The following is a 14,725-nucleotide window of genomic DNA, read 5'->3' as shown; positions in this document are numbered from 1 at the left end:
GCATTGTGATGTTTTTATTTTACAGAAATTTTTAGAACATTTCTATCCAAACTATTCTCTCTACCTTATTTAAAGGGTTTATTTTTGCTAAGAAAGACTATTCTTCACCTCAGCTGAAGGCAAGGGCATCTTGCTATCCTTCATCGTCAACATAGATTCAAAAAAGAAAAGAACAAAAAAAAGCCCACCATAAGGTGAACGATCATTTTACGCTTTACTTGTTTCAATATTTTTTAATATGTAACCGAGTAAGATACTATAAATTATTACTGTGCCGCCCACAAATAGCATGATCATTTATTAAGACCTCCATCTTAAAGAGTGAGAACGCTTTTCATTAAAATCAGTTTATCATTAATGATAATCATTTTCAATATATTTTTTATTCGCTTAAAAAAGGATTACAGGTCGACAACCTTATTGAATATAAAAAGTAACACAAAGAAAACCATCCTAGCTTAAACATAAAAAGATAATAACAAGCAAACTTTATTCATTGGGTTCCTGAGATAGTTTAAATACTTCAAGGTAATTTGTGTGCTGTGATAAAGCCTTTTCTTCAGCAGGAATACGTATGGTCATCATTCCGATATTTAGTAAGGTGAAAATAATCGCCGTGGCGTATGCTTGAAACAAGAGGGGAATGAAAAGTAATTCAATAGCAACTACAATATAATTTGGGTGCCTAATAAATCGATAGGGCCCTTTACGTACCACAACATCATTGGGCACAATCATTATTTTAGTATTCCAATATTGTCCTAATGAAATTAGCGCCCAATACCTTATTAGTTGAGTAATTGCTAATAAGGATATGACAAAATGCCATAGATTTACTATTTGCTTTTCAAAGAGAATGACTTCTAAAAATAATGAAAGTAAAAATGCTATGTGTAATAAAACAATAAAGGGATAATGCTCTTGACCATGCTCAAGGGCACCACGTTTTACCATCCATTTTTCGTTCTTTTTAGCTACAACTAGCTCCGCGACCCTTTGAAAGACCAAGAGAGCAAAGAAAAAATAAAAAAACATTTAATATGCCTCCTTCCACTTTATAAGGAGCATTTCCGAGCTAAATCCCGGACCAAGTGCACCAATTAACCCATACTCATTTACCTGCCCGATCGAACGCTCTAAATATTTTTCTAATACATACATGACTGTGACCGAAGACATATTTCCATGTTTTATTAATATTTCTTTAGAGATTTCTAAATGTTCATCTGTAAAGCCTAGCCCTTCCTTGTATGCATCAAGAACTTTTTTCCCACCAGGATGAGCAACAAAATGTCGAATCTGTTTTAGCGTTAACTGATGTTCCTGAAGGAATTGATGAGCTTGTGGTTTTAACCAAGACTTAATAATTGAAGGGATATTTCTTGAAAAAACAACATAAAGACCATTGTCTCTTATATCCCATCCCATAACGTCTTCAGAGTCTTCCATTAAATTTGACCTTGTATCTACTATTTGTGGAACACATGTCATTTTAGATAATGAAGCAACATCCACTTCTTCTCCAACGATCAATGTACAAGCTACACCATCAGCAAAAATAGATGTCCCAATTAAATTACTTTTACTTGTATCATCATGTTGAAATGTAAGGCTGCATAACTCTACTGAAACAACTAGAACTTTTGCTTTTTTAAAAGCTTTACAATATTCATAGGCCCGAGCCATCCCACTTGCACCACCAGCACAACCTAACCCCCAAATAGGTATTCTTTTCGTCGTTGACTTAAATGGTAATAAATTCATCATTTTAGCATCTATACTTGGAGTTGAAATGCCAGTACTACTAATGAAAAAAATGGCATCAATTTCTTCACATAATACTTCATGATTCAAAAGCTTATTATTCGTCAAACATTTCATAACTGCTTGAGTACCATATTCAACAGCCTTTTCAATATATAAGTCGTTTTTTTCACCAAAGGTATGTGTTTGTTTATACCATTGGACATCTTTTGGAAATTGACGAGTTTCTATTTCACCATTTTTAAAAACTGTTAATAGTCTATCTAGATCTTTAAAAGAATCTTTAAATATTTCTTTTGCAAAGTCAACCGTTACTTCTTGTTTTAATTCTACCTCTGGTACTGTCTTACCAACAGACACTATGTATGCCATTAATTTCACCTCGACTAAGATAAGGTTACTATTTCCGTTTTATGAAAAAATTATACAAAGGATCAAATCTATGAAAGTGAAGGATCAACTACTTGAGGTGTTAAGCTCTGCATATTTCGAGGTAATATTTATGCATAAAAAAAGTCTTTCCCTATTTTCTTTGGAAAGACATTTTGAAGGAGTTGTTGTTGTACATCCCTATTATAAAACAATTTCTTTATCATTTCACATTTAAATTTATGGAAGGATTTTATTTTAAGCAAAGAAATAGGCCATAAATATTTCATCTTCATATTTATTATCTATTAATACCTGTTCTCTTTGAGTCCCTTCTGTAACAAAACCATAGCGTTCATACAATTTTTGGGCTAAACCATTTGAAGAAAAGACAGTTAAGCATAGCTTATGAAGATTGTGATCTTCACACCATTTTAATGTATATTTCATGACTTCAGTTCCAATTCCATTCTGTTGAGCAGATTGTATCATCCACGTTCTAAATAAGCCTATGTGTCTTTTCATTTCTAGTTCTCCTCTTATAACTCTTGCAATCCCTACAATTTCTCCGGACATCTCTATAACAGTATACATATTGTTTAAGCGCTTCATTTCTTTTATAAATTCTATCTCCTCTTTTTCTGAACGTGCTCTTTCTTTCTGAATATATGTACCAGAAGTAATAATTTCGTTAACAGCCTCAATTATATTTTTTGCATCCTCTTCTTCTGCATGTCTTAATCTTACGGATTGTCCATTTTTACTAATAAATTCAATACTGTTTATTGTATTAGCCACCCAAAACACACTCCTAAACAATAAGCTGCAAATTTCATAACCTTATGATCATGGAATAAATAAGGTTAATCTTATTTTTTTATAAAGACTAATTAGAAAGATTTCTGCTTTCGGAAACATCTCAAATCTAGATTTTCACATTGTGCTCTAAGATTTTCCATCTATGTGAGTAGCTTTTCGATCAAGTAATATTTTTGAAATTCATAGTAAACGAATCAATTTCACAAGTTAAATCCTTAGAACCTCAAGGCTTTCAAGTGCAGAAAGAGTCCTACCCCAACAATTTGTAGCTGTTTTTTCATATCGATAGTGATCCAATACCCTCTGTAGAGATGACAACATCACGTTTCACAAGAGGTGTTGAGCACTAACCTACTACTATGATTGACTCCTTAGGTGAGACCCCACAGATGTTTTCACCGGGAGGCTCACCGCCTGCCCCGTGAAAAAGCGAGCAGCTGGAGCGGGTTTCAACCAGACAGGACACTTGATAAATAGACTAATTTTAAAAGTATCTAATTCTGTAGAACTGTGTTTCTGTAAAATAAACATGTATGCAATTGATTCAAACACAACTAAGAGTGATGAATGTACCGCTTTTACGAATCTCCTACCAACTCACTAACCATTACGCTATCCGTATCGCCTTTCCAAAAGGGACCTTAGGAACAAATTCATCAGGCACAAGCCAAAATACCTCTGATTGAATGGTTAAGTTTTCATAAAAATATCCTGTTACATCTGTTACATAGAAAATGGAATCAATCTCTTCTTTTTCAGCCCACTCTAGTACATCAGTATAAGAGGATTTTCCATGTGTATAGTAGGTAATGTCCGCTTCATTAAGTGAAGAAACTTGTCGAATTTTAAAATCAGCTTGTACCAGTATTGTGTTAGGACAAATTTCTTTAAATAATTTCATTATATTTTGCACTAACTCTTGATTAATTTCATTAGTTGATGTGTCTATTGCTAAAGCTATTTTTTTCTCATTGCGTTCTTGAAGCATCGTTAATAAATATTTTTGCCACTTCATCTCACACATCCCCCTTTAAAAATACAAGCAAAACTATTCTTCACTAAATAAAAGATTATATCCTAAAAAAATTTCATTTTAAGAGATCTCCTAATTCGTTCCCATTCCAATCTGTAAATTGTCCACTACCATTACAGCCTGGACAATCAAAAACTGCGTCATATGTAGGTATATAAACACTTGATAAAGTGGAAGTAAAACCTCTTCCTCGGCAGTCAGGACATTTACCTAAAGATTCCATATCTGCGATTACTTTTTCAACTCTTGTTTGCTTCCATTCAGACAAAGATTTTAAAAAGTTCAATACGGCCACCTCTTTACCATCATTTTTTTGAATGAACTAATAAAGGAAAGATTATCTTTACTCAATTCCCAACAATAGAAAAACTCATATTACATTTTTGTTATTATGATTAACTTTTTGAAGAATATTATGTAAAATAAAAAGAGTTTAATCAATTAGAAGTAAAGAGGGGATTAAAGTGGCTGAAAGAGCTTATAAAGAATTTCTATTTAAGAAATCATCCAAAACAACGGTATACCTTTATCAAAGTACAATTGAAATCATTCATCATGGCTTAGTAACTAAGTTTGATCAAACAAGGATAATCCCTTATAAACATATTGAAGAAATTCAAATGAAAAAACCTGGTGTTACGTCAAAAGGAGTTCTGGTTATACGTACTCAAAATCAAGAAGATTTAAAGAAGAACACAATTGTTTTCTCAAAAAATGAAAGGGAGCTTGCAATAGAGTTAAAAGAAGTAATTGAGGGTAAAATTGTGGACGTAAAAGAATTAAGAGCCAATTTTGCAGTTGATAACTTTGAGAAGCTGAAAAAGTTAAAAGAACTTCATGATTTAGACATCTTAACTGAAGATGAATATTTAGATCAAAAAGAGAGAATTTTGGAAGGATCTTAACGAGAAATAATAAAGCCTGTAAGCTATATATATCCCACTTTTTATTTGCTTACAGGCAGATTTATATAGGTAATAGAACTATTTATTTTGTTCCCATATGGTATAGAGACCTGTTTTTTCACATAAATAACAATCTAGACAATTTGATACATATGGTGAAGTTGTTATAATATACCCTAAACCTCTACATTCTGGACATTTCCCCTTTACCTTCATTCTTTCAACATAGCGTTCACGTCTAGTTAAAAACCACTTAGAAAGAAAGGTTTTCATCTTTTTAACACCATCCCTTTTTTCTATTTATATTCAAAAAAAAGGACAAAGTGAAAAATTAAGCACAATATTTTTAACTAAACGCTTAAAATTGGTGTTCATTTTTACATATTTGGTAGTTTGGAAGAAAGAAGAAAATATAGCATATTATACAAACATAGGCACAGATAAGCTTTTCGACTACTAGTGGATATACAATTCCTATTAATACAGCTGATTTTTAATAAAAATTAGAAAATTGTTATATTATGTTAAAATAAATGAAAGTTTTAGGAACAAATTCGAATTGGGTTTAGAGGAGGAAAAAGCCTGTATAAATAAACTAATCCTTAAAATAAAAAGGAGTGAGGAGTTTGGGTATTATACATTATGAAAGCCAAGGTATAAAAATAGTGAGTACTGCGGATTGTGAGAATTCCCCGAAGAAAAAGTTTCTTATAGAATTCATCATGGCATTTGCAACAAATGATTTTGTTTATGTATCTGAAAATACTAGTAAGGATTTATATTGGGATATAGTAAATAACACATTAATAAAGGGTCATGAAGAAGTAAAAAAAGTATTAGCAAGTACATCGAGAATATCTGAAATAGAAATCTTAACTATTATTACACATGGTAAAACAGCATCAATTAATGGTACTGTGAGATATGAACAAGATAGTATTTACTCTTTTTGTAGCGTGTACACTTTTGTAAGCGCTGGGAAAAACACAATAAAAGCAATAACTTCATATGTAATCAAAATGAATTAGTGCTATTAGCACTACATGTTGTTCGTTTAAGGAGAAAATAAAGAGAAACGCTCAGAGAGTATATGTATCTCTGAGCATTTGTTCATAAGGATGTTTTAATGAATTTAATTATCAATTCAATTGATACATTTTAAGTGTTTACCTCACTATTTGGAATATCCCACTCAAATTAGAATGAATAATCAATAACAATCCCTTTTTTATTATCGATACTTACCAAACCCCTTTGCCTTAAAAAAAGATTTTGGGGTTAGTATGTGATGAAGGTGTATTTCCCACTGCTCATGATTTTAACTTATAAATCTCCGTGTATTTTTCTTCCAAGTAGGTAGTTAGATACTCTGCGTTTAGACTTTCCCCTGTTACATCATTTAATATATCTAATGGTTGTTTTGTTTTTCCATATTTATGAATATTTTCTGTTAACCAGTCCTTGATTTTTTCAAACTGACCTTCTTTAATTAATTCATCAAAATCAGGTAAATCCTTTAACATTGCGTTTTTAAATTGTGCTGCATACATGTACCCAAGTGCATATGATGGGAAATACCCAAAGCTTCCACCAGCCCAGTGAACGTCCTGTAACACACCTTTTGCATCATTAGGTGGTGTTACGCCTAAATATTCTTCGTATTTCTCATTCCAAATACGAGGTAACTCATCCACTGTGATTTCATCATTAAAGAGAGCCTTTTCGATTTCATAACGAACCATTACATGTAGTGGGTATGTAAGTTCATCTGCTTCAATTCGAATAAGTGATGGTTTTGATTCATTTATTGCATGATAATAGTCATCTAAACTAATGTCAGAAAATTGACTACTAGAATATTTTTTCATTACATCAAAGTAACGTTCCCAAAACCCCTTGTTTCTCCCAATAAAATTTTCGTAAAATAAAGATTGTGATTCATGTATCCCCATTGACGTTCCACTACACAACAATGTTCCTTCAAGATCTTTTGAAATATTTTGCTCATAAATTGCATGTCCACACTCATGGATCGTTCCAAAAATAGCCGTTCGAAAGTCTTCTACATCATATTTTGTTGTAACCCTCACATCGCCTCGGTTTAATGTGATTTCAAAAGGATGAACCGTTTCATCTAATCTACCTGCATCGAAATCATAACCAATTTCCTGTAGTATAAACTCACTAAACTTTTTTTGTGCTTCCTTAGGAAATTCTTTGTAGATAAAGTCTGTTTTCGGCTTTTCTGAAGAAGTAGCAATTGATTTAACTAAAGGAACGATTTTTTCTCGTACTTGTGCAAATACTTTATCTAAAATATCAACAGTCATACCTGGCTCATATTCATTTAAAAGCGTATCATATTTGTTCTCTTTATATCCCCAATAACTAATTAGCTTCTTATTATAGTCAACTAATTTCTTTAAATAAGGAGCAAAAAGTTGAAAATCAGATTTTTCTTTTGCTTCTTCCCAAACTCCTTCAGCTTTTGAGCACAAAATTACATATTCTTGATATTCTTTAGCAGGAATAAGTTTATTTTTTTGATATTCTTTCTTTAATAGCTCGACAGCTTTTTGTGTAACGATTCCTAATGATGCAAACACATTTTCATCAGAAAGTTTTTCTAAGTAGTTACTCATTTTATCAGATACGAGCATCTCAAAGGCTTCAGCTGAGAGCATTCCTATGACCTCTGAACGTTGTTCAATCCCTTTTTTAGGTGCACCAGTTCTCATATCCCAATACATGACATTAATCGCTTCTTCATATGCTTGCATTTTTTTTATGTAATCTAAAAACTCTTTTTCTAAGTTTTCCATTATATCACTCTCCTTTAGGTGTACCACTTTAGACTATCTAGCAAGTCAAGGATTGTCAATATTTATTAAACCCCTACTTACCCTGACTGGTTCTATATCCACCGACCTTTCCTATATTCTCTATAAGCCAAGTTAGATATCAAAATAAATAGCGCTCTATTTCTAAACTTTGTTGCTAGTGAATGTGATGGTAGCAAGATACGCTCCGTTCACACCAAATACTCTAGTATGCAAGTACAAAATGAACGACCTTCGCTTTAGAGAGAACTGTTTACAAGGGGAAAACCCGATACTTGTTTTTATCGAGCGCAACAACAAAAAAAGACTGTAGGGAAGCCCGATTACAGTCGAGTTTGTCTACAGTCTAAGATGAAAGTCACTCTCATCTTTTCTTATTTTATCATTGGAGCTACAGGCAATACATTTTGAATGTTCTTCAGATATTTCTCATCTTGGGGATTAAGAAAAATGGTTATACGACCATTATCTTCACTTGTTCGAATAAGTCTTCCAATCCCTTGTCGTAAACGAAGGATCATATAAGGTAAATCTACTTCTGTAAATGAATCTTTTTTATCCGATCGCTTAGCTTCAAAAACAGGATCGTTTGGTGGGTATGGCAAACTCCAAATAATCACATTTGATAGTGATGGCCCTGGTATATCAAGCCCTTCCCATAGATGAACGGCACAAAGAACTGTATGTTCATCCTGTTGAAATTCTTTTACAAGGGTACTAATTTCCTTATCCCCCTCAAATAAGAACTCAAATTTCTTTTTATTAGTTTGTAATCTCTTTTTAAATAACTCGAGCTCAGAAAATGAATTAAATAGAAGTAACCCTCTACCATCTGTTTTCTCTAATTCTGTTAATACATGTTCATATTTCTTTTGCTCTTCTTGTTCACGTATGAGCTCTATCTTCATTTGTTCCTCATAATCAAATGGAGACTCGACAGATAAGGAGAGATAATCGTCAATCCCTAAGCTTTTTGCAATAAAATCAAAGGATTTATTTTCGGATAATGTAGCAGAAGAAAATATAAATGGTCGTTTTGTGTGGAACACCTTCTCTTTTAAAACTTCCTCAACCTTTCGAGGCATAATTACTAATGTGTAATCTGCATCTTTTGTTTCAACCCAACTAACTGCATTCTCATCTTTTGTAAATAAAGAGAGAGAATATTCCATTTGGTCGATATATTCCTCTACTATTTTCAACTCATACTCTCCGATTGTATAAAGTTCACCTTCAAACACTAAGGCTTCACTTACTTCTGCTAACTTTGATTGAAGCTTTTTCGCTGTTTTCTGTAGTGCTAGCTTATTTGAAATAACTAGGCGATCGGATGCTTCTACAGCACTTGTATATTCTCTTAAATCATCGAAAAAATAATCATTAATTGCTAAAGCATCTTCAACTAAATAGGCAAGTTCTTCACGAACCTCATTTTGAAGTAATCTCTCTAAGAACGTTTGAAGAGTTCCTTGCTTTACACGATACGTTAATGCTTTCTGGGCGGCAAATTCTAGTAAATGACCTTCATCAAAAATAGCACTACTATGATCAGGCAATAAAGGAATTTGACCTTCACGCTTACGTGATTCATATGTCCATACATGCTCCATATAATAATCATGCGAACAAACAATAATATCCGTTGCTTTTCGATAATGTTCTCGAGAAAGAGTTAACCCACAACGATGTCTTTGATGACATGTTGAGCAATCTTGAAAACTATCCCATCCAATCTCTTCCCATTCTTTGTCTGCTAAGTCACTAAACTCTTTACGATCACCATAAGCTGAGAATTTTTGCATTCCAGCTTTTTCATGAACAAAGTCAGGTAAACTTTGATAAAGATCGAGATACTTTTCATCCGTTGTTCTTTTCATAACATCATCCAATTTATTAAGGCACAAATACTGACTATGTGTTTTACTTAACCGAACATCAATAGAAAGATCTAACGCATTGGAAAGCTTAGCGATATCCCCTTCTTGTTTAACTAATTGTTCAATTAGCGTTTCATCAGCACAAGCAATTATAGCAGGTTTACCTGTATATCTTGCATAAGCTAAAGCATATAAAAGATAGACAATTGTTTTCCCGGTACCAACACCTGCTTCAGCGAACATTATTTTCTTTTCTTGAAACGCTCTCTCTAATTGAAAAGCCATAAAAATTTGTTCATCTCGTAACTCAAAGCCCTTTTCAGGAAGAATGTCATAAAATACATCACCAATCCAATTGTTCAGAGCTTGGTAAAAACTTTCATCCTTAGATATATCAAAAGGCAATCGTGTTGAAATCATAGACGTTACCCCCAAAATTTTTTTAACACCAAATTTTAATTATCTAGTTTATTTGGTGAAAAGTCAATCTATTTTAATAATAGAGCAACTAGATAAGAATTTTGTTATAGTGCTCTATTAATCGTGGTTAATTTACGATACAGGTATTTAATCTTCTACAATGGTCCCGGTTCTTCCTTCACTGATACAGTTCTCCAATTGACACACTTTTGCATCGCTAAGTAGGCGTCTTATGAATTCCACTCCCATTAAAGTGGCATTATTTTTTAACAACAGCTTTTTATCTAAATAGATACTAGTAACTAACCCTATGTAAAATTAAGAAATTATACGAGAAACAAGTATTATATAAAGAAGCTTTAAATAAAAAAAGGTCAGTCAATTGACCGCCTACTGATTTCTTATTCATCGAACATTGTATCAATAATCAAATGATGATCAACCGATGAAGCATATGACAATGCCTTTATCATCTCTTCCTTCGCTTGAGATAGTTGATTGATCGCAGTTGGGTTCCCTACTAAATCTTGCTCAATTGTTTTTTTTGTGGAATTTAGAGCCTTGACGATCAGATTAAACTCTTCTAAATGGTTCAAAAAAACACCCCCAGCTAATAATTCATATCCTCAATCTTATTTTATTAAAAAAACAAACTTAAGAAATGATCTACGTATCCATTTTTTTAAAAAATGGACAGTGAAGTATTGACCTATTCTAGTTTAGACTTTCTTTATGAATTACATACAATAAAAAATATCTTTACATGAATAAAAGCGATAAAATAAAAACTTACTATACCAAATGTTTAACCAAAAAAGCCGCTTACTGTGTGTAGAAGCACTAATCCACAATCAATATTTTTTAGGGGGTTGTTTTTCGATAATTTCCTCCTTTTGAGCATACAGGTTGTTAAGGTCCGAAAAGGAAAAAGTAGTTCATTTCTAGGTGAATGCGGAGACTTCCTCTACATTTAAGCCTGTAAGGTCTCTCCTGTTCCACAGTTTTCACTAGAGTCACGTAGCTTAACCTGTAAAAAACATTTTTATAAAAAAGAAAGAGTAAAAAGAATAAAAAACTGAAGAGTTTTACCCTTCAGTTTTCACCACTTTATAGCCTAATTGTATAAGTTCTTCTGTTAACAAATCAGGAGTAATAATGTAATATGCTTCCTCACCATCTTTTGATACGATAACTTCCGATGGGCTAGCGTCAATGATAGCTGAATCGAGTGAAAAATACTTTGTTCCTAACAACTTAATAGTAGACATATATTTCATCTCCTTGTCCAAAAAAGATTACCTACGTGGCGGTCTCACATCTGACCAATATTGATAGAAATCTGTCTTAATAAAACCATTAAATAATTTACGTTTTTTTGTTGCAGGTTTTCCATAAAGTTCTTCAAAGCCCTCGTGAGATGTTAGCATATAGACACTCCAAGTATCTAAGGAAGAGAAGACTTTTCCCATTTCTTTATACATCTGTTCAACTTCTCTCTTTTCACCTAAACGTTCACCATATGGTGGATTACCAACTATTACACCAAACTCCTTAGACGTTGTAAAATCCTTTACTTGCATTTGTTTGAATTGTATAGATTCTGCTAATCCAGCTTCATCGGCATTCGCTTTTGCTATTTGAACCATTCTATGGTCAATGTCAGATGCTTGAATATCTAATGGTTGATCATAGTTAGCTTTATCCTCTACTTCTTGTCTAGCAAGATTCCATTTATCTTTTCCAATCCAATCCCACTGTTCAGACACAAAATCTCTATTAAAACCTGGTGCGATATTTTGACCAATCAAGGCTGCTTCAATTGGAATAGTACCTGAACCACAAAATGGATCCACAAAAGGACGATCTGGATTCCATCTTGTCAATAACACTAATGCCGCAGCAAGTGTCTCTTTAATAGGGGCACCACCTTGATCTGTTCGAAATCCTCTTTTATGTAATCCAACTCCACTAGCATCAATTGTAATGGTTGCAACATCTTTAAGTAATGCAACTTCAATTCTAAAAAACGGGCCATCTTCACTTAACCAACCCTCTTGATTATAATGTTTCTTTAATTTATCAACTACTGCCTTTTTTACAATAGCTTGACAATCTGGAACACTTGCTAAAGTTGATTTAACCGACTTCCCGATTACAGGAAATTCAGCATTAACCGGTAAATAATCTCCCCAGTTTAATGCTTTAGTGTTCTCAAAAAGTTCATCAAACGTTCTCGCCTTAAACTCACCGACTTTGATTTTAATTCGATCCGCTGTTCGTAACCATAAATTTGAGCGACATATCGCTAATTCATCCGCTTCAAATGATACTTTTCCATTCTCAATTTGACAATCATACCCTAAATCCTTCACTTCTTTACCTACGATTGCTTCAAGCCCCATTGCTGATGTAGCAATTAAAGATAACTTCTTCATTTCAAATCACAACCTCATCTATATCTAAATTGTATGTTTCTAATTATGTTTTACTAAACCTTCTAAATCAATTAGATGATTTTTTGATCTTATACATAGGATTTCTAATAGTAGAAATGCAGCATGTTTTAATTAAAGATATGTAAATAACAGTAAAGTATACAAAATTACAATAGAGGGAATCTATTCGTTTTCTTGTCTCCCTATAGATATCATAATATAAAAGGCAATACAATACAAAAAGGAGCTGAAATATTCAGCTCCTCGTTACTATTCTTTGTTTGGTCACTGATAATAACGTTCGATAAGCCATGTTTTGTTCCATCGTACTCCAAGCGGCTATGGGCCTCGTACTCAGGTGGTAATCATCTATCTACAAAAAGGAATACCCTTTTGTCCTTCTCTTCGTTCAATTCCTCCAAGAAGGTGCCCCTACCATAATTTGGGTTTCTCGCTCATGGGGTTTACCTCGTTCCACTCTTACGATTTCTCGCAAGACTCCGTCACTGTGGCACTTTCAAGGTAGTCAAGCCATATCCTAAGGACTTAGGCTTTTTCCCTGCCGTCAGCCAAGAAAAACCTGGCTGCCCTAGCTTATGATTTCGCTAGGCACAAACACTACGGGCATCTCAGCACCGTGCGAGCATGGACTTTCCTCTACAGTCCTATAGACTGCAGCGATTACCTGAACGTTATTAACAAAACGACAAAACTAAGTATACCCAATCCTTAACAATATTACAAGTGGAAATAAAAGGTACTGAGATCAGTCGTATAATTTACTTCCAAAGACATGCTTTTCTAAATTTGAAAGTCGTTTTAAAATATCAAAGTTCGTTGTATTCGTTTGAACAGGCGTTTGTTTCTTGTATGTATCATCTAGCTGTTTTTTTAAACGCATATTTTCCTGTTGTAGGTCTTCAATCTCCTGATGAAACGTTTCATAATCTTTTATGATGAGATCCAAATATTTATCTACTTCTTCTTGTTTATATCCTCTTACACCTGATTTAAATTCTTTTTCCAATATTTCTTTCGCAGTTAATTTTACTTTATCCGAAAGCATACTGTTCACCTCATTATAGCGAATTCATCATTCTTTATTTTTTCAGAAATATGACAAAAAGTCAATTTCTCTTTTAAAATGTGTTAATTTCTTTCCTAAATAAGCTAAATAATAGGATAAAACACTCACCAAGACTCACTGTTCTTCATGTTCTCTTCTTCAACAACATCTTGTAGATCCTGAAAGGTAATAAGTTCAATTAGAAAATCGGCATTTTCCTGCTTTCTTTTTGCACTATCTAACAGAAATTTAGGTGACCCTTGTTTTTCTTCATCATAAACCAATAATAATCCATCACTTTTCGTTATTAAAAATTCATTTTTTTGACGAAATTGCACTGGACTATCATATTCTCTCTTAGTAATACTATCGACATAATCAGCTTGGGAAACGATAAACTCATAAAATTCCTTATTCGTCTCATTCCACTTACTCTCTTGGTTTAAAAACGGTGTTAAAATGGCTAACTTTAAATTCGTGTAGTCATGTTGTAAATCAAACACCACTTCAGCAGTCCATAGTTCGACACCCATTTGTCCACTGATAATAACCCATTCTAAACCATTCTCTAAATAATTCTTAAGAATTTTTTCAATTGCTTTTTTTATAAAGGTTACTGCCTGATCGTCATTCTTAAAAATACCTAATTCAAATGATTTGTATCCAGAAACCGTTAATACCTTCATGTCCAATCACCTTATCATTATACGAGCAGTTTTTGTACTTATTCACAAATTATTAGAAAAGCCTGGCTTTTAGCCAAGCTTTAGTAAATATTATCTTAATAAGGTACTATATAATCTTAAAAAAGGAAAGGAGCTGCTTTAACAGCCCTTTCCTCCTAATTTTGTTACCCGAAAAATGGTCCTGGCCCGAATCCTGGACGAGGTCCTGGTGCTCCTTGGCCAAACCCTGGAGTTGGACCATACACATTAAAATGCTGATGAGTTACTTCATTCTCAACAGATTGTGTTTGCGGGAAATAATGTTGGTGTTTATAAAAATCATGATTTACTGTTGTCGTGTGTTGTGGGTGAATATGTGGTACGATCGTTTCCGAATAGTTATTTTGAACACAACATTTTGTAGGGTGAACAATTGGCGCCATTACTTTTGGTTTACAATGCATCTTGCATTCTCCTTTCAATCATTTATCTAGCTTACACTCTTAGCCTATGATGAAAGGTACTAACATGT

Annotated in this window: 16 protein-coding genes and 1 other RNA gene; 2 read left to right on the top strand and 15 right to left on the bottom strand. The window is 33.2% G+C overall.

Going from position 1 to position 14,725, the window contains the following annotated elements:
• Positions 1 to 489 precede the first annotated feature (489 nt).
• From A9C19_RS08005 to A9C19_RS07985, 5 genes are all read right to left on the bottom strand, one after another.
• Positions 490 to 1,035, bottom strand: coding sequence for an isoprenylcysteine carboxyl methyltransferase family protein (locus tag A9C19_RS08005; protein ID WP_072579455.1), 546 nt, complete (start codon positions 1,033 to 1,035; stop codon positions 490 to 492).
• Positions 1,036 to 2,136 carry a type III polyketide synthase gene (locus A9C19_RS08000; protein WP_072579454.1) on the bottom strand — a complete coding sequence of 367 codons (1,101 nt, stop codon included), beginning with the start codon at positions 2,134 to 2,136 and terminating at the stop codon, positions 1,036 to 1,038.
• Positions 2,137 to 2,391: 255 nt separating this feature from the next.
• On the bottom strand, positions 2,392 to 2,931 hold the full coding sequence (locus A9C19_RS07995) for a GNAT family N-acetyltransferase (RefSeq protein ID WP_072579453.1): 540 nt from the start codon (positions 2,929 to 2,931) through the stop codon (positions 2,392 to 2,394).
• A 628-nt stretch (positions 2,932 to 3,559) separates the two neighbouring features.
• A complete protein-coding gene (locus A9C19_RS07990) occupies positions 3,560 to 3,967 on the bottom strand; it encodes a VWA-like domain-containing protein (RefSeq protein WP_072579452.1) in 408 nt (135 codons plus the stop codon).
• A gap of 73 nt (positions 3,968 to 4,040) precedes the next feature.
• A complete protein-coding gene (locus tag A9C19_RS07985) occupies positions 4,041 to 4,271 on the bottom strand; it encodes a hypothetical protein (RefSeq protein WP_072579451.1) in 231 nt (76 codons plus the stop codon).
• A 178-nt stretch (positions 4,272 to 4,449) separates the two neighbouring features.
• Between A9C19_RS07985 and A9C19_RS07980 the strand changes: the two genes are divergently transcribed.
• Positions 4,450 to 4,890 (top strand): SHOCT domain-containing protein, encoded by a 441-nt coding sequence (locus A9C19_RS07980; protein ID WP_072579450.1) that lies wholly within the window; start codon positions 4,450 to 4,452, stop codon positions 4,888 to 4,890.
• Positions 4,891 to 4,968: 78 nt separating this feature from the next.
• Here A9C19_RS07980 and A9C19_RS07975 read toward each other — a convergent pair whose 3' ends face one another.
• A complete protein-coding gene (locus A9C19_RS07975) occupies positions 4,969 to 5,163 on the bottom strand; it encodes a hypothetical protein (protein ID WP_072579449.1) in 195 nt (64 codons plus the stop codon).
• Between the two features lie 353 nt (positions 5,164 to 5,516).
• On the opposite strand from A9C19_RS07975, the gene A9C19_RS07970 reads away from it, so the two are divergent.
• The gene (locus A9C19_RS07970; RefSeq protein ID WP_083584318.1) at positions 5,517 to 5,918 is read left to right on the top strand and encodes a hypothetical protein; all 402 of its coding nucleotides are present in this window, start codon (positions 5,517 to 5,519) and stop codon (positions 5,916 to 5,918) included.
• 282 nt (positions 5,919 to 6,200) lie between these two features.
• Here A9C19_RS07970 and A9C19_RS07965 read toward each other — a convergent pair whose 3' ends face one another.
• The 9 genes from A9C19_RS07965 to A9C19_RS07925 all read right to left on the bottom strand — a co-directional run bounded on the left by A9C19_RS07965 (position 6,201) and on the right by A9C19_RS07925 (position 14,657).
• On the bottom strand, positions 6,201 to 7,712 hold the full coding sequence (locus A9C19_RS07965) for a carboxypeptidase M32 (RefSeq protein WP_072579448.1): 1,512 nt from the start codon (positions 7,710 to 7,712) through the stop codon (positions 6,201 to 6,203).
• A gap of 392 nt (positions 7,713 to 8,104) precedes the next feature.
• A complete protein-coding gene (locus A9C19_RS07960; protein ID WP_072579447.1) occupies positions 8,105 to 10,027 on the bottom strand; it encodes an ATP-dependent DNA helicase in 1,923 nt (640 codons plus the stop codon).
• 401 nt (positions 10,028 to 10,428) lie between these two features.
• Positions 10,429 to 10,623, bottom strand: a complete 195-nt coding sequence (locus tag A9C19_RS07955; protein WP_072579446.1) for a hypothetical protein — start codon at positions 10,621 to 10,623, stop codon at positions 10,429 to 10,431.
• Between the two features lie 489 nt (positions 10,624 to 11,112).
• Positions 11,113 to 11,295: a hypothetical protein gene (locus A9C19_RS07950; protein WP_072579445.1), complete on the bottom strand. Its 183-nt coding sequence runs from the start codon at positions 11,293 to 11,295 to the stop codon at positions 11,113 to 11,115.
• A 27-nt stretch (positions 11,296 to 11,322) separates the two neighbouring features.
• Positions 11,323 to 12,462, bottom strand: coding sequence for a THUMP domain-containing class I SAM-dependent RNA methyltransferase (locus tag A9C19_RS07945; protein WP_072579444.1), 1,140 nt, complete (start codon positions 12,460 to 12,462; stop codon positions 11,323 to 11,325).
• Between the two features lie 300 nt (positions 12,463 to 12,762).
• Positions 12,763 to 13,155: RNase P RNA component class B (rnpB, locus tag A9C19_RS07940), an RNA gene on the bottom strand.
• Between the two features lie 73 nt (positions 13,156 to 13,228).
• The gene (gene gpsB / locus A9C19_RS07935) at positions 13,229 to 13,528 is read right to left on the bottom strand and encodes a cell division regulator GpsB (protein ID WP_072579443.1); all 300 of its coding nucleotides are present in this window, start codon (positions 13,526 to 13,528) and stop codon (positions 13,229 to 13,231) included.
• A 125-nt stretch (positions 13,529 to 13,653) separates the two neighbouring features.
• Entirely contained in the window at positions 13,654 to 14,214 is a 561-nt protein-coding gene (locus A9C19_RS07930) for an SLOG family protein (RefSeq protein ID WP_072579442.1), read from the bottom strand.
• A 164-nt stretch (positions 14,215 to 14,378) separates the two neighbouring features.
• The gene (locus tag A9C19_RS07925) at positions 14,379 to 14,657 is read right to left on the bottom strand and encodes a CotD family spore coat protein (protein ID WP_072579441.1); all 279 of its coding nucleotides are present in this window, start codon (positions 14,655 to 14,657) and stop codon (positions 14,379 to 14,381) included.
• Between the last annotated feature and the right edge of the window lie 68 nt (positions 14,658 to 14,725).

Origin of the sequence: Bacillus weihaiensis (assembly GCF_001889165.1) — a bacterium.
GTDB classification, from domain to species: domain Bacteria; phylum Bacillota; class Bacilli; order Bacillales; family Bacillaceae; genus Metabacillus; species Metabacillus weihaiensis.
Note: the sequence above shows the minus strand (reverse complement) of the source record. Positions and strands in the feature narration are given on the sequence as shown.

Excerpts from the sequence above, each read along its gene's own strand:
- A9C19_RS07925 (WP_072579441.1), bottom strand. The coding sequence starts at position 14,657 with ATGCATTGTAAACCAAAAGTAATGGCGCCAATTGTTCACCCTACAAAA.
- A9C19_RS07945 (WP_072579444.1), bottom strand. The coding sequence starts at position 12,462 with ATGAAGAAGTTATCTTTAATTGCTACATCAGCAATGGGGCTTGAAGCA.
- A9C19_RS08005 (WP_072579455.1), bottom strand. The coding sequence starts at position 1,035 with ATGTTTTTTTATTTTTTCTTTGCTCTCTTGGTCTTTCAAAGGGTCGCG.
- A9C19_RS07975 (WP_072579449.1), bottom strand. The coding sequence starts at position 5,163 with ATGAAAACCTTTCTTTCTAAGTGGTTTTTAACTAGACGTGAACGCTAT.
- A9C19_RS07965 (WP_072579448.1), bottom strand. The coding sequence starts at position 7,712 with ATGGAAAACTTAGAAAAAGAGTTTTTAGATTACATAAAAAAAATGCAA.
- A9C19_RS08000 (WP_072579454.1), bottom strand. The coding sequence starts at position 2,136 with ATGGCATACATAGTGTCTGTTGGTAAGACAGTACCAGAGGTAGAATTA.
- A9C19_RS07950 (WP_072579445.1), bottom strand. The coding sequence starts at position 11,295 with ATGTCTACTATTAAGTTGTTAGGAACAAAGTATTTTTCACTCGATTCA.
- A9C19_RS07960 (WP_072579447.1), bottom strand. The coding sequence starts at position 10,027 with ATGATTTCAACACGATTGCCTTTTGATATATCTAAGGATGAAAGTTTT.
- A9C19_RS07930 (WP_072579442.1), bottom strand. The coding sequence starts at position 14,214 with ATGAAGGTATTAACGGTTTCTGGATACAAATCATTTGAATTAGGTATT.
- A9C19_RS07990 (WP_072579452.1), bottom strand. The coding sequence starts at position 3,967 with ATGAAGTGGCAAAAATATTTATTAACGATGCTTCAAGAACGCAATGAG.
- gpsB (WP_072579443.1), bottom strand. The coding sequence starts at position 13,528 with ATGCTTTCGGATAAAGTAAAATTAACTGCGAAAGAAATATTGGAAAAA.